This is a genomic window from Azospirillum sp. B4 (genome assembly GCF_000333275.1).
Taxonomy (GTDB): domain Bacteria; phylum Pseudomonadota; class Alphaproteobacteria; order Azospirillales; family Azospirillaceae; genus Nitrospirillum.
This window is the reverse complement of record NZ_BACU01000285.1, coordinates 1-13,517: the sequence shown is the minus strand read 5'-3', so window position 1 is coordinate 13,517 and position 13,517 is coordinate 1. Positions and strand designations below refer to the sequence as shown.

Annotated in this window: 13 protein-coding genes; 9 read left to right on the top strand and 4 right to left on the bottom strand. The window is 68.6% G+C overall.

Annotation, left to right across the window (positions count from 1 at the left end; translation table 11 throughout):
* The coding region (locus I55_RS12535) for a DUF952 domain-containing protein (RefSeq protein WP_083901059.1) at positions 1–402 on the bottom strand (402 nt) is incomplete at its 3' end.
* Positions 403–679: 277 nt separating this feature from the next.
* On the opposite strand from I55_RS12535, the gene I55_RS12530 reads away from it, so the two are divergent.
* On the top strand, positions 680–904 hold the full coding sequence (locus I55_RS12530; protein WP_044560912.1) for a hypothetical protein: 225 nt from the start codon (positions 680–682) through the stop codon (positions 902–904).
* 210 nt (positions 905–1,114) lie between these two features.
* On the opposite strand, the gene I55_RS12525 is transcribed toward I55_RS12530, so the two are convergent.
* A complete protein-coding gene (locus tag I55_RS12525) occupies positions 1,115–4,081 on the bottom strand; it encodes an ATP-dependent DNA helicase (protein ID WP_083901058.1) in 2,967 nt (988 codons plus the stop codon).
* 181 nt (positions 4,082–4,262) lie between these two features.
* On the opposite strand from I55_RS12525, the gene I55_RS39015 reads away from it, so the two are divergent.
* Positions 4,263–5,702, top strand: a complete 1,440-nt coding sequence (locus tag I55_RS39015; RefSeq protein ID WP_199902572.1) for a polymorphic toxin type 46 domain-containing protein — start codon at positions 4,263–4,265, stop codon at positions 5,700–5,702.
* A gap of 16 nt (positions 5,703–5,718) precedes the next feature.
* A complete protein-coding gene (locus I55_RS12515; protein ID WP_044560911.1) occupies positions 5,719–5,997 on the top strand; it encodes an immunity protein Tsi6 family protein in 279 nt (92 codons plus the stop codon).
* 52 nt (positions 5,998–6,049) lie between these two features.
* Here the strand turns inward: I55_RS12515 and I55_RS12510 are convergent, their stop codons facing one another.
* On the bottom strand, positions 6,050–6,703 hold the full coding sequence (locus tag I55_RS12510; protein ID WP_044560910.1) for a glutathione S-transferase family protein: 654 nt from the start codon (positions 6,701–6,703) through the stop codon (positions 6,050–6,052).
* Between the two features lie 94 nt (positions 6,704–6,797).
* Between I55_RS12510 and mtgA the strand changes: the two genes are divergently transcribed.
* The 4 genes from mtgA to I55_RS37025 all read left to right on the top strand — a co-directional run bounded on the left by mtgA (position 6,798) and on the right by I55_RS37025 (position 10,064).
* Positions 6,798–7,481, top strand: coding sequence for a monofunctional biosynthetic peptidoglycan transglycosylase (gene mtgA, locus I55_RS12505; RefSeq protein ID WP_044560909.1), 684 nt, complete (start codon positions 6,798–6,800; stop codon positions 7,479–7,481).
* A 152-nt stretch (positions 7,482–7,633) separates the two neighbouring features.
* Positions 7,634–8,023 (top strand): FeoA family protein, encoded by a 390-nt coding sequence (locus I55_RS33020; RefSeq protein WP_049974061.1) that lies wholly within the window; start codon positions 7,634–7,636, stop codon positions 8,021–8,023.
* Positions 8,020–9,912 (top strand): ferrous iron transport protein B, encoded by a 1,893-nt coding sequence (feoB, locus tag I55_RS12495; RefSeq protein WP_044560908.1) that lies wholly within the window; start codon positions 8,020–8,022, stop codon positions 9,910–9,912. Before I55_RS33020 ends, feoB begins: the two co-directional genes overlap by 4 nt.
* Positions 9,912–10,064, top strand: coding sequence for a hypothetical protein (locus I55_RS37025; RefSeq protein WP_159107181.1), 153 nt, complete (start codon positions 9,912–9,914; stop codon positions 10,062–10,064). The genes feoB and I55_RS37025 overlap by 1 nt, the downstream gene beginning before the upstream one ends.
* Positions 10,065–10,254: 190 nt before the next feature.
* On the opposite strand, the gene I55_RS12490 is transcribed toward I55_RS37025, so the two are convergent.
* Positions 10,255–11,226 carry a hypothetical protein gene (locus I55_RS12490; protein WP_044560907.1) on the bottom strand — a complete coding sequence of 324 codons (972 nt, stop codon included), beginning with the start codon at positions 11,224–11,226 and terminating at the stop codon, positions 10,255–10,257.
* 293 nt (positions 11,227–11,519) lie between these two features.
* Between I55_RS12490 and I55_RS12485 the strand changes: the two genes are divergently transcribed.
* Both I55_RS12485 and I55_RS12480 read left to right on the top strand, forming a co-directional pair.
* The gene (locus I55_RS12485; protein ID WP_044560906.1) at positions 11,520–12,320 is read left to right on the top strand and encodes an ABC transporter ATP-binding protein; all 801 of its coding nucleotides are present in this window, start codon (positions 11,520–11,522) and stop codon (positions 12,318–12,320) included.
* A 96-nt stretch (positions 12,321–12,416) separates the two neighbouring features.
* Positions 12,417–13,124: a transporter substrate-binding domain-containing protein gene (locus I55_RS12480; RefSeq protein WP_049974060.1), complete on the top strand. Its 708-nt coding sequence runs from the start codon at positions 12,417–12,419 to the stop codon at positions 13,122–13,124.
* Positions 13,125–13,517 lie beyond the last annotated feature (393 nt).

Sequence of the window (13,517 nt, the reverse complement as noted above, 5' to 3'; positions counted from 1 at the left end):
ATGGCGAACAGGACGGGGCGGGCGAGGCGTTAGCCAAGGCTCATCACACGGCCCCTTCAAGCACTGGGGCGGGAAGACGTGGCGACCGTCGTCGCCCAGCGGCAGGGGGTCGGCGCGCAGCACCGCCGGCACGGGCAGCGGCCCGTGGAGGTGGGGGAACAGCTGACCGCCGCGCGACGGCTCATACTTCAACGCGTCGCCCAGGGGGCCCGGGTCCACCGTCAGGATCAGCAGCCCGGTCTGGCCGGCGCGATGCTTGGCGGCACTCTCCACGATCTGCGCCGCTGTGGAGAAATGGATGAAGCCGTCGGCCAGGTCCTGGGAGGACCCGGCATAGGCGCCGACGGCCAACGCCGCCAGCCACTCGTCCGCCCGGCACATGTGGAAAATCAAGTCGCTCATGATCGTCGCCCCCATCTTGGGCCCGACCCTAGTGCATTTCCCCGGCGAGCAGGATGAGAAAATGCGGAAGTCGCATTTTGAGACGAGGTCTGCGGCTGCCGTCGCAAAATGACACAGGAACCTGCGTTGAAATTTTGTGACTGTCGACGGGGTGCAAACGGAATGCCGCCTATTCCTTAGGAGAAAGCCGACTCTACCCTTTGGGAATAGAAGTGGTTCGAAGTGGCATCGCTCTTGCGTCTCCGCCCTTATTTTTCATCGACGGAGGACGGGGACCATGAGCCTGCTGGACGCATCGCACCGCGACGACCAAAGCCACAGCGCCGGCCTTTTCAGCCTGGGCGGCGGCGGCGACGGCCGGATCGCCGATGTCGCGGTCGTCAGCCACACCCGGGCCCCCCTGAAGCCCACCACCGAGATGCTGGCGGCCGGTGCCCGCGCCGGCGGCGTCAGCGTCGCCACGGCCTGGGCGATCTACACGTCGATGCTCACGTCGGCGTAAAGCCGACAGGGATCCTGACGTCGGCATAAAGCCGACCGGGATGCTTACGTCGGCCTGATCGGAAACCTGACCAGGAATTAATGTCGGCGGCATGAGGGTCTGCTCATGCCGCTGTAGCCCGCGACTGCGGGCGCCGCAGGTTTCCGGGGAACGCAGTGGACTGGAAACCGAGGATAAGGCCACGGATGTGGCCGCCCACGGCTGCGCGCATCACTCCAAATCGAAGCCCTGCAGGTGAAAGGGCTCGTCGCCCCAGGGGTCGCCGTCCAATCCGGCCGGCTTGGGCAGGGCCGGCGCCATCACGGGGGGCAGGGCCAGGTCCGGCGGGCCGCCCGGCACGTGCAGGAAGTCCCGGGTGATGCGCACGGCCTCCGCCAGTCCCACGCGCTGCGGTTCCACCCCGCCGGGGAAGGCGCCCTTCAGCCGGCTGGGCATCATGGGATCCAGCAGCACGAACACGCCGGTGTCGTCGGCCCGGCGCACCAGGCGGCCGAAGGCCTGGCGCAGGCGCAGGCGGGTGATCATGTCGTCGTAGTGCCGCCGCCGGGCGGTGCGATCGAAATAATCGCGCCGCGCCTTGTGCAGGATGTCCGGACGCGGCCATGGCACGCGGTCGAAAACGATCAGGCGCAGCGACCGGCCGGGCACGTCCACGCCGTCGCGCACCGCGTCGGTGCCCAGCAGGCAGGCGTTATCCTCCCCCCGGAAGATGTCGACCAGCGTGGCCACGTCCAGCCCGTCCAGGTGCTGGGACAAGAGCGGCAGGCCGGCGGCCTCCAGCGGCGCGCCGATGCGCTCATGCACGGCGCGCAGGCGCTGCACCGCCGTGAACAGGCCGATGGCGCCGCCGCCGGACGCCAGGAACAGCTCGCGATAGGCCGCCGCCACCTGGGCCAAATCGTCCTTGCGCACGTCGTTGACGATCAGCACCCGCGTCTGGCTGGCGTAGTGGAAGGGCGACGGCACCTGGGCGCGCAGGGCGGGCCGGGGCAGGTGGATGGCGCCGGTGCGGACGTGCGCCGCCTGCCAGTCGGCCTCCACGTCACCCGTGCCGTCGGTCAGGGTGGCGGAGGTCATGACCAGCCCGTGGGCCTGGGCGCCTAGGATCTGGGCCAGCGGCCAGGTGGGGTCCACCCAGTGGCGGTACATGCCCACGTCCAGGTCGCGGCCGTCCTGCCGTTCCACCCCGAACCAGTCGACATACCGGTTGGGCGTCTCCTCGCCCAAGGCAGCCAGCATCTGGCGCCAGCCGCCGATCTCATTGGCCGAGCGGCGCTTCAGGCTGCGGGCGATGGCGTCGATGCGGCGGCGGGTGTCGCTCTCCAGCTCATCCGACTCGTCGTCCAGCCGCTCACGCAGCCGGTCGGCCAAGGCCTCCAGCGGGGCGGACAGCTCGCCCAAGGCGGACGACAACGCCTCTGCCGCCTCCAGCACCCCGTCCACCAGGGGCTGGACCTCCACCTCCAGGCTGTAGGGATTGTCCGGCCCGTGGGCGCGGGCATAGACCTGGGCGCGCACCTGGGCCAGGAAAGCCTCCGTCGGCCCCACCGGCTCCCCCCCGCCGACGCGCTGCGGCCAGGCTTCCCCCGGCAGCAGGCGGGCGGCGCGCGCGATCTCATCCAGCAGGCGGCTGGCGTGGTCGTCGCCGCCGATAAGATCCTCCACCCGGCGGCGCAGGCCGCGCGCCCGGCTGCGCCCACCGCTTTCGGCCCCCAGCAGCCAGCGGCGCAGCTCCGCCGTCTCGAAGCCCGTCAGGTGGCCGGCGAAGGCGTTGTCGGCGGCGTCGAAGACGTGGTGGCCCTCATCGAAGACATAGCGGGTGGGGATGTAGGCGTCGTCCCCGCCGCCCAGCGCCGCCTGGATCATCACCAGGGCGTGGTTGGCGATGACGATGTCGGCCCGCCGGGCGCGGCGCACGCTCTTCTCGATGAAGCACTTGGTGTAGTGGGCGCAGGCGCTGTAGACGCACTCCCCTCGCCGGTCGGCCAGGGCCAGGGTGCGACCCTTGCCCAGCAAATCGACCAGCCAGCCGGGGAAGTCGCCGCCCTGCATGTCGCCGTCGCGGGTGGCGGCCGCCCAGCGCGCCATCAGGCCGATGGCCACGGCGTACTGGGGGTTGGCGGTGGCGATGCCCGCCGCCTCCTCCAGGTTCAGCAGGCACAGGTAGTTCTCCCGCCCCTTGCGGATCACCACCTTGCGCGCCTTGACGGCGGGGTCGCGATGCAGGCGGTCCATCTCCTTGTCGATCTGGTGCTGCAGCTGGCGGGTGTAGGTGGAGATCCAGACGGGACCCTTGTTCTTCTCCGCCCACACGGTGGCGGGCGCCAGATAGCCCAGGGTCTTGCCCACGCCCGTCCCGGCCTCCGCCAGCACCAGGTTGGGCTCCCCCTCCACGTCGCGGGGGGTGAAGGCGGTGGAGACGGCGCTGGCATAGTCCGACTGCTGCGGCCGGGGCTCCGCCTGGCTGCCGCTCATCACCAGGTCGGACAGGCGGCGGCGGGCCTCGGCGGGTTCCACCGGCAAATGGCCGGGCGGCGGCTCCGGCGCGTCCGCCTGCCATTCCTTCAGGCCGGCCCACACCTGGTAGGCACGGATGGCGCCGCCGCGCCAGCGGGACTTCTCCGGTCCCGTCGGCGCGCCCAGGGCCGCCAGCACCAGGGGCGACCACAGCCAGCCCCCACCCTGGCCTTCCGCCCCCATGGCCCATGCCAGGCCGACGGGGTCGGAGCGTTGGTCGTCCACCGGCCCCATCAGCTCGCGCAGCAGCGCCTCGGCCGCGCGCACCAGGGTCAGGGCTCCGGCCTCCGCGTCATCCGGGCGGGGCAGGCCCAGCGCCAGGGCCAGGCCGCGCGGCGTGGGCAGGCAGAAGGTGGCCGGCCGCACGAAGGCGTACAGCTCCAGCAGGTCATAGCCCTGGATCAGCCGGTCGGTGCCCAGGCGGCGGGCGGTGGCGCGGGCATGGCACAGAAGGTGGGGCTTGGCGGCGGCGCGCCGCGCCGCCTCCCCCTTGTCGATCACCTCCACCTCGCCATCGGGGCTCAGCCACACCGCCTGGCGGGCGCCCGTCACCAGGGCGGGCGCGTCCGGCACCAGCAGGCGCCGGGGGCCGGTGGGGGCTGACACCAGGCTGGCGGGCGGGGGCTTGGCCGGCGGGGAGGAGGGGAAGGGGTCGGTCATGGCGCCGGAGTATAGACGGCGACTCGCGGCATTTCATGAACAAAAGCGGTACGGGTGGCGCTTGGCGAAAAGGCGTATGCCCTGTCGGGGTATGCCCCTTTCCCGTGCGCCGCCGCGTCTTAATTCACGCTACGGGCCTCGTGTGTGGCCTTTGGATGCGGAGTGGAACGCGGGGGCGGCGGTGCCTGACAGTTTCATGGGCGGTACTCAGACGACGTGCCAGGTGGCGGCGGAATGGCTGGACGCCGAGATCCCTGAGGGCCGCCTGCTGATTGGTCCCACCCGGGGCATTCCCCAATCCATGCGGCGCTATTCCCTGGGCGTCGCCGGCGTTCCGGTCTGGCAGGACCCCCGCGTCACCCGCTATCTCAACGGCCTGGATGCGTTGGGGCGCCAGCGGTTGCGCCGAATCGTGGACGGCGTCGATTTTCGCGTCACCGACAGCCAGTTGCTCGCCCGCGCCCTGCGCGCCCTCGGCGTCGGAAGTCTGAGCGCCTTCCTGATCCCCCGGGCCATTCCTTCCGTCTCGGCCCCCGATCTCCACCCGCCACCCCGGCCGGGACAGGCGAATGAGGACCCGCCAGGCGAGCCCGCGCAATGGTCGGTCACTGATCGCGTGGCCGCCACGCTGCGCCGGTCCATCCCCTATCTGCCCCGGGATATGCAGCAAGCGGCCAAGGGCCTGTTCTCGCTGGAGACCGTCTATTGGCTGGCGGGCTTCCTGGTGGTGTGGGCCGGTGGCCACCTGGCCGGCTATGGCGAGGCCATCGATGTGGTCCTGCTGGCCATCGGCTACGCCATGGTCGGATGGTCGGTGTTCGAGGGCCTGAACGACCTGGGCCATGGCATCGCCATGGCCACCACCGCCAAGACCGGGCACGACCTGGACCTGGCGGCGAAACGCACGGCCTCCGGCCTGACCATCCTGACCATCAACGCCATCCTGGCCCTGGTGACCAAGATGAAGCCGTCCTCGGGCGGCCGGAAGCCTATGGTTGCTGAGGAACCGCAGCCGACGGTCTCATCTTTTGATTCGTTGGGTGCGCGTGCCGAGCCTGTTACGCCTGAGCCCAAACCGCTGCCCGAGCCGGAGGTCGGGCCTCCGCCCAAGGCCCAAGTTCCTGATCCTGACCGCCGTGCTTATCTGAACGAGAAATTCGGCCGAACAGGCGATCTTAATCAGGACATCAATATTCGCGGCCGACAGGAAACGGCCACTAACTTCTTTAAGGCCCAAGGCGTGCCGAAGGAAAACATTTCCTCCTACATGACCGGTATCGACTTCACCAAGCCGGTGGATGTGCAGACGCTGAATTCCGGCAAAACGCTCTATCAGTATCAAGCCCCTGGAGCCCCACAGGGAAACTGGTATTCCATGAATCCCTCTGTTCAGCCCACTGAACTGGGCATTAGCCCGCTGGGCTTCAACCGTGCGACACAAACCATCGAACCGAAAATCCTGAACACCTACACCACCACGCAAGCGGTGCCCGTCCTACGCAGCACCTCGGCTGCCGTGGATGACTTCTGGTCGGTCAAGGGGCAATCATTCCCGACAGAGGGCGGCGCAACGCAGCTCTTCTCGACGCAGAAATCGGCGTTCGGCTCGACGCCGCAGTAATTAGGAAATAGGAACAATGACGGCTACAGAAACTGTGGAGTACGCGCTGAACCTCGCGCGCGAACGATTGAGCGAGATGCCAACGTTCGAGATATTCGCGTCGGTGGTCGCCCAGCTGGAATATCTGTTGTCGGTATTGCAGGGGAACCCCGACCGGACTCGCCTCAAGAACATCATTGTCGGCCATTATGGCGCTCGTGAATTTGCCGAGAGTGACCCCAAATTCGCCCAGGCTTTAATGTCTGCGCAGAACATAGCCACCAAAATGAGCAAGGGGCTGAAAGCTGACGCTTAGGCTGGGGATAATCGTTCCTCGCTGACGATCATTAATCCCCGTAGATCAGCTCCTAAACAAACGGCGCCGCCAGGCCCTCCTGCTCAAAGGCGCGCTGCACCGCCGGGCGGGCCAGAAGCTCGGCGCACAGGCGGCCGACATGGGGCAGGTCGCGGGGCGGGTGGGTGAAGGTGCGGCCCCAGCGCACCAGCATCAGCAGCAGGAAATCGGCCACGGTGACTTGGTCGGCGGCGATGTAGGGGCGGGTGGCCAGTTCGCGGTCGACCAGGGCGAACATTTCGCACAGGCGCCGTTCCGCCGTGGCCTTGGCGTCGGCCACGTGGGCCGGGTCGGTGACATGCTGCTCGGGATAATAAAAGACGCGGTATTCCGGCTGTATGGTGTTGGTCAGGTGGAACAGCCAGGTCAGGAAGCGGCCCCGGCCGGGCGTGCCGGGGGCGGGCGCCAGGCCGGACTCGGGGTGGTTGTCGGCCAGGTGCAGCAGGATGGCCGCCGTCTCGAACACCGTCTCGTCGCCGCCGTCGGGGTGGGGGGCCAGCAGGGTGGGGATGCGGCCCGTGGGGTTGCGGGCCAGGTAGGCGGCGGACTTATGCTCCGCCCCGGCGCGGTCCAGCAGCGCCAGCTCATAGGGCACGCCCAGTTCCTCCAGCGCCATGTGCGGCGCCAGGTTGGCATTTCCCGGGAAATAGAACAGCGTATAGGCCATGGACGGATCTTCTCCTAATTCAGGCCCCAATTCAGGCCCCAGAGCAGGCGGGCCGGCGAAGGCCGGCGCCGGCCGGCGGCCCCAAAGCCGGGCGATGCTACGGCGCCTCTTCCGCTGGGCGCAATACGCGCTGCTGGCGGGGGTGGCCCTCACCCTGGCATGGGTCTGCCTCTATGCCGTCATGGACCCGCCGGGCACGCCGCTGATGCTGATCCGCCGGGTGCAGGGCGCGCCGGCCCGGGGCTGGACACCGGTGCCGCTGGAGCGCATCGCCCCCGCCCTGCAACGCGCCGTCATCGGGGCGGAGGACAGCCGCTTCTGCAGCCACCACGGCGTGGACTGGGACGCGGTGGACGCGGCGATGGACGAGGATGAGGAAGGCCACAAGCTGCGCGGCGCCAGCACCATCAGCCAGCAGACCGCTAAGAACGCCTTCCTCTGGCCCGGCCGCACCTGGCTGCGCAAGGGGGTGGAGTTGGGCTTCACCGAACTGATCGAGCTGATCTGGGGCAAGCGCCGCATCCTGGAGATGTACCTGAACATCGTGGAATGGGGTGACGGGCTCTATGGGGCGGAGGCGGCGGCCCAGGCCTACTTCGGCGTGCCGGCCAGCGCGCTCTCGCCCATGCAGGCGGCCAGCCTGGCCGCCGTGCTGCCCAGCCCGCGCAAGTGGAACGCCAGGCATCCCGGCCCTTATGTCGCCCGGCGCATCGGGGTGCTGGAGCAGCGGGCCGCCATCGTCGCCCGCGACGGTCTGGACGGTTGCGTGCGGCGCTAGGGGCATCAAGGCGCGTCCTGCGACCCCGGGCCGCGCGTCCGCATACCTTGTGTCGAGGCCTGAGAATAACTATTAATTTCCAGGATACCTCGGGAGGACCCGAGGCAGCCCTCTTTTCCGGGGTCCGGCGACGGGCCCGAGGCGTCAGGCGAATGCACGGTCCCCTTCCCTCCACCGCCGCACAGGCTGTTCCTGACACCGCCAGGGAAGCCCTTCCCGCCGACGCCCTTCCCTTGAGCCGGGTGGCGAAGGGGGAGGTGGGCCGGGTGGTGCGGGTAGGCCTGGCGGGCGCCCTGCACGACAGCCTGGATCCGGATGAGCTGGAGCGCCGGTTGCTGGAGATCGGCTTTGTCGAAGGCGCGCGGGTGGAAATCCTGCATGAGGGATTGTTCGGCCGCGATCCCATCGCCGTCCGGGTGGACGACATGCGCGTGGCCCTGCGCCGCCGCGAGGCGGAGGCCATCCTGATCACCCGTTGGCGGCCGGACGGCCAGGCCGCGCCTGCCGCCCTGCGCGTCATCACCGAAGACGTCCGTTCATGAACGCCGTCACCTCCACCCTTCAAACGGGCGCGCCGCGCATCGCCCTGGTTGGAAACCCGAACTGCGGCAAGACCGCCCTGTTCAACGCCCTGACCGGCAGCCGCCAGAAGGTGGCCAACTACGCCGGCGTGACGGTGGAGCGCAAGGAGGGCAGCTTCCTCACGCCGGAGGGACGCCGCGTCCAGGTGCTGGACCTGCCCGGCACCTATTCCTTGCGCGCCCGCAGCCCGGATGAGGAGGTGACGCGCGACGTGGTGCTGGGCCGCTTCCGGGGCGAGGCGGAACCCGACTTGCTGGTCTGCGTGGCCGACGCCACCAACCTGCGCCTGGTCCTGCGCCTGGTGCTGGAGCTGAAGATGGTGGGGCGGCCGCTGCTGCTGGCCCTCAATATGTTCGACATCGCCAGGCATCGCGGCATCGAGATCGACGTGGACCGCCTGTCGGCCGAACTGGGCGTGCCGGTGGTGCCCACCGTGGCGGTGCGCAAGGCCGGCACCGTCGACCTGCTCAAGCGCATCGACGCGGCGGCGGAGGGCCTGGTTCCCGCCACCGGCGCCGGCAACACCTGGCACGAACCCTCGGCGGAGGAGGTGCGCGCCACCCACCGCGAAGCCGAACGCATCATCAAGCTGGCGGTGCGTCCGCCCACCCGGCCCGACACCTGGACCGCCCGGCTGGATTCGGTGCTGCTGAACCCGGTGGCCGGCCTGGCCATTCTGCTGACCATCCTGTTCTTCATGTTCCAGGCGGTGTTCACCTGGGCGCAGCCGGTGATGGATGGGATCAAGGCCGGCTTCGACGCCCTGTCCGCCTGGATCAACGGCGCCATGCCGGACGGCCTGCTGCGCAGCCTGATCACCGACGGCGTCATCGCCGGCGTGGGCAGCGTCGTCGTCTTCCTGCCGCAGATCGTCATCCTGTTCACCTTCATCATCCTGCTGGAAGATTTCGGCTATATGCCGCGCGCGGCCTTCCTGATGGACAAGATCATGGGCGGGGCGGGCCTGCACGGCCGCGCCTTCATCCCCCTACTGTCCAGCTTCGCCTGCGCCATCCCGGGCATCATGGCGACCCGCGTCATCGACAACCGGCGCGACCGGCTGGCCACCATCATGGTGGCGCCCTTGATGACCTGTTCCGCCCGCATCCCGGTCTACACCCTGATCATCTCCGCCTTCGTGCCGGACCGGACGGTGGGCGGCGCCTTTTCCCTGCAGGGGCTGGTGATGTTCGGCCTTTACGCCGCCGGCATCCTCAGCGCGCTGCTGGTCGCCTTCGTCATGCGCCGCCTGGTGTGGCGCGGCACGGTGGAACCCTTCCTGATGGAACTGCCGGCCTACAAGGTCCCGGACGTGAAGAACCTGGTGATGGGCGTGTGGACGCGGGCCAAGGCCTTCCTGCAGCGCGCCGGCACCACCATCCTCAGCATCATGATCCTGATCTGGTTCCTCAGCTCCTTCCCCGGCGCGCCGGAGGGGGCGACGGAACCGGCGATCGACTATTCCATCGCCGGCATGGTCGGCCACTGGCTGCAGCCGCTGGTGGCGCCCATCGGCTTCAACTGGCAGATGACCGTCGCGCTGATCCCCGGCATGGCCGCGCGCGAGGTGGCGGTGGCGGCCCTGGGCACCGTCTACGCCGTCGGCGGGGGGGAGGAGAACGTGTCGGCGCTGATGGACACGCTGGGTCACAGCTGGTCGCTGGCCACCGCCCTGTCCTTCCTGGCCTGGTACGTGTTCGCGCCGCAGTGCGCCTCCACCCTGGGCGTTGTGCGGCGGGAGACGAACTCCCTGCGCTGGCCGGTCATCATGTTCGTCTACATGATGACCCTGGCCTACCTGGCCTCCCTCGCCACCTACCACGTCGCCGCCAGCCTGGGGTGGGCGTGATGCTCCAGCAGATCGTCGTCGGCCTGATCGTCCTCCTGGCCCTGGCCTGGGTCCTGCGCCCCACCCTCCGCCGTGCCCTCCGCCGCCGCCAGATCGCCGCCGGCAAGGCCCCGGGCCCTTGCGGCTCCGATAGCTGCAACTGTGGCGGCTAAGTTTTTAGTTGTCCTCAAACGCCGGCGGCGCATCCGCGCCTTGGCTCATCCTCGATTTCCAGTCCACTTCGTTCCCCGGAAATCTGCGGCGGCCGCAGTCGCGGCCTGGGGCGCTATCGCGCCGGGCACCCTGCACGTCTTGATTCTCCGAACTAAACTAGCCCGCGACTGCCGGCGCCTGAGGAACAAATCAGCGCGGCGCGGGCCGCGTCGCCAGCCGCCACTGCGTGGCCTGGCTGTAGCGCTTGGCCAGGAAGTGGTAGGTGCGCTTCATCAGCGCCTCCAGCGCCGGGCTCTTCTCCACCGTGATGCTCTTCCAGCCGTCCAGCACCTCGTCCCACGGCAGCAGCGACTGGTGCAGGTCGTCGCGCATCTCGCGGATATAGCTGATGTTCTGGTCGAACTTCTTCAGCATGGCCAGGATTTCGCCGGTCTGCGCGTCCACTTGGGCGAATCGAGCCTCCAGGTCGGTGATGGGCGGCAGCGACAGCGTCTGCATGCGCACGATCTCTTCCTTGACCAGGCGCTCGGCCTTGTAGATGCGGTGCGCCGTCTCCAATCCCTGGCGGACGGTGTGCAGGGTCAGCGCCCGCTCGCGCAGCGCCTCGATGTAGGACAGTTCCTTGGCCAGCATGTCGATGTGCAGGCCGATCTCCTCCTCGGGGTCGCCGGCCAGCGACAGCCGGTTGGCGATCATGCGGAAGGCTTCGTGCACGCGGGCCTTGGTGTTCGGATCCTCCGCCACCTGTTCCAGCTGCTCGGGGCTGGAGATGACCGTTTCGCCCCCTGTCAGCCAAGTGACCAGCTGCACCGTCAGGCGGGCGCGGGCCAGGTTGTAGTGGCGCTCTTCCACCCGCCAGCTGGCGGTGCCGTCGATCAGCTCGTTGGGGATGGTGTCGCCGGGGCGGATCTCGCGGACGTACTGCAGGCCCTTGGACGCCATGGTCAGCAGCTGGCCGTCGAAGGATTTGGGCTGGATGCCGAACTCGGCGCACAGCTTCTCGATGGGCACCTCGACATCCAGCTTGCCCAGCTTCATGCACATCACGGGCTCGTCATTGCCCTTGGACAGGATGAATCGGCAGCCCTCGACCGTGAAGACCTTGTGGTCGAACAGGAAATGGGTGCTGCGGTTGGCCGCGGGCTGGATGCCGGTGCTCATGGGGGCGGGACGGGCCTGATGATGAACGCTGGGGTCACACTACCACGTTTGGCGGGGGCTGCATCGCCGCCGGTGGCCACGGATGCCAGCCTTGCGGCGGCCACTGGCCTTGCGGGCGCGACAGGAAACCTCTTTCCGTCCCGGGCGCCGCACGGTAGTTTTGCCGGCTTCGGGGTTGCCCCTGGGCAGCGCCCCTTCTCCATTCCGGTTCCGGCGGGCGCGCGGGTTCATCGCCGCGCCGCCGGCGCCACGTTTTAGAAGGTCCGGCAGGGCCGGACGAATTTCGGGGTCCTATGACGCAATCGCCGGCTGTCGCTGCGGACGATCAGGCCAACACGGCCATCCTCGTGCGGGATCTGCACAAGCGTTTCGGCGAGACGGAGGTGCTGAAGGGCGTCTCCCTGACGGCGCGGGACGGCAACGTCATCTCCCTCATCGGCTCCTCCGGTTCGGGCAAGAGCACGCTGCTGCGCTGCATCAACCTGCTGGAGACGCCGGACGAGGGCCAGGTCTGGGTGAATGGCGAACTCATCCGCATGGGCCGCGACCGCCGGGGCAAGGCCGTGCCGGCCGACCGCCGCCAGGTGGACCGCATCCGCCAGCGCCTGGGCATGGTGTTCCAGGGCTTCAACCTGTGGACCCACATGACGGTGCTGGAAAACGTCATCGAGGCGCCGGTGCATGTCCTGGGTGTGCCGAGGGCGGAGGCGGTGGACCGCGCCAAGTCCCTGCTGGACAAGGTCGGCCTCAGCCAGCGCCAGGACTATTACCCCAGCCAGCTGTCGGGCGGGCAGCAACAGCGCGCCGCCATCGCCCGCATGATGGCGATGCAGCCCCGCGTCATGCTGTTCGACGAGCCGACCTCGGCCCTGGATCCGGAACTGGTGGGCGAGGTGCTGCGCGTCATCCGCCAACTGGCGGACGAGGGCGCCACCATGCTGATCGTGACGCACGAGATGGCGTTCGCCCGCGACGTTTCCTCCCACGTCCTGTTCCTGCACCAGGGACGGGTGGAGGAGGAGGGGACCCCCGACGAGGTGTTCGGCAACCCCCGCAGCGACCGCTGCCGGCAATTCCTGGCCCGGGGCACTTAAGGCATACTGGTAACAAAGAGCGGCGGCCGATCCGTAACGGGCTCGACACTGGGTGGCGATCCGGACCGTCCCATCATTGGTTTCGTAGGGGGTTTCATGAAGAAGCTGGTCTTGGGCCTGGTCGCCGTGCTGGTCGTGGCCGTTGGCGCCTATCTGGCGGTGGGGCGCAAGCCGTCCGGCACGGGCGGCGCGCCCACCGTGACCGACCGGGGCGTGCCCGATCCGCTGCACGTGGCGACGGAAGGGGCCTATCCGCCCTTCAACGTGGCGGAGCCTGACGGCACCCTGAAGGGCTTCGACATCGACTTGGCCAAGGACATCTGCCGGCGCCTGGGCGTGAAGTGTGAGATCGCGGCCCAGGCCTGGGACGGCATCATCCCCGGCCTGCAGGCCGGCAAGTACGACGTCATCCTGGCCGGCATGTCGGCCACCGACGAACGCCGCCAGGCGGTGGACTTCACCGCGCCCTATGTGCTGACTCCGGCCTATTTCGTGACGCTGAAGGACAGCCCGCTGACCAAGATCGACTTCGGCCTGCAGCGCCTGGACATCGCCAACATGGACGAGGCCTCGACCCAGGCGATGGACAAGCTGAAGGCGGCGCTGAAGGGCAAGACGGTGGGCGTGCAGGTGGCCACCATCCACGCCAATTTCCTGGACACCTACCTGGGCGACACCATCACCATCCGCCGTTACGACACGCTGCAGAACCTGTCGCTGGACCTGGCGACCAGACGTGTGGACGCCGCACCTGGCGGACATGACCGGGTGGCAGCCCTTCCTGGAGGGCACGGATGGCCATGAACGCTCTCCACGTTCGGCCCCGGGATCACCGGCGGCCTGCATGGGCCGGGTATCGCCGTGGCCTCGCGCAAGGGGGACAGCCGCGTGCTGGACGCTTTGAACAACGCCATGGCTGCCGACAAGGAAGACGCCGCCATCACGAAGCTGGCCGAACGCTGGCTGCGGTCTGGAAATTGAGGGACGTACAAGGGGGTGGATGACCCGCCGGCGCTTGAGGAACTGATAGAGAGAGCGTAGCGACTAGGCCGCGACTGCGGCCGCCGGAGATTTCCGGGGAACGCAGTGGACTGGAAATCGAGGACCAGCCAAGGGGCGGATGCCCCGCCGGCGTCTGAGGAATTAACGAAGTGATAGACCTTCTCGGGTTCGGAGCGCGGGGCTGGGGCTGCAGCT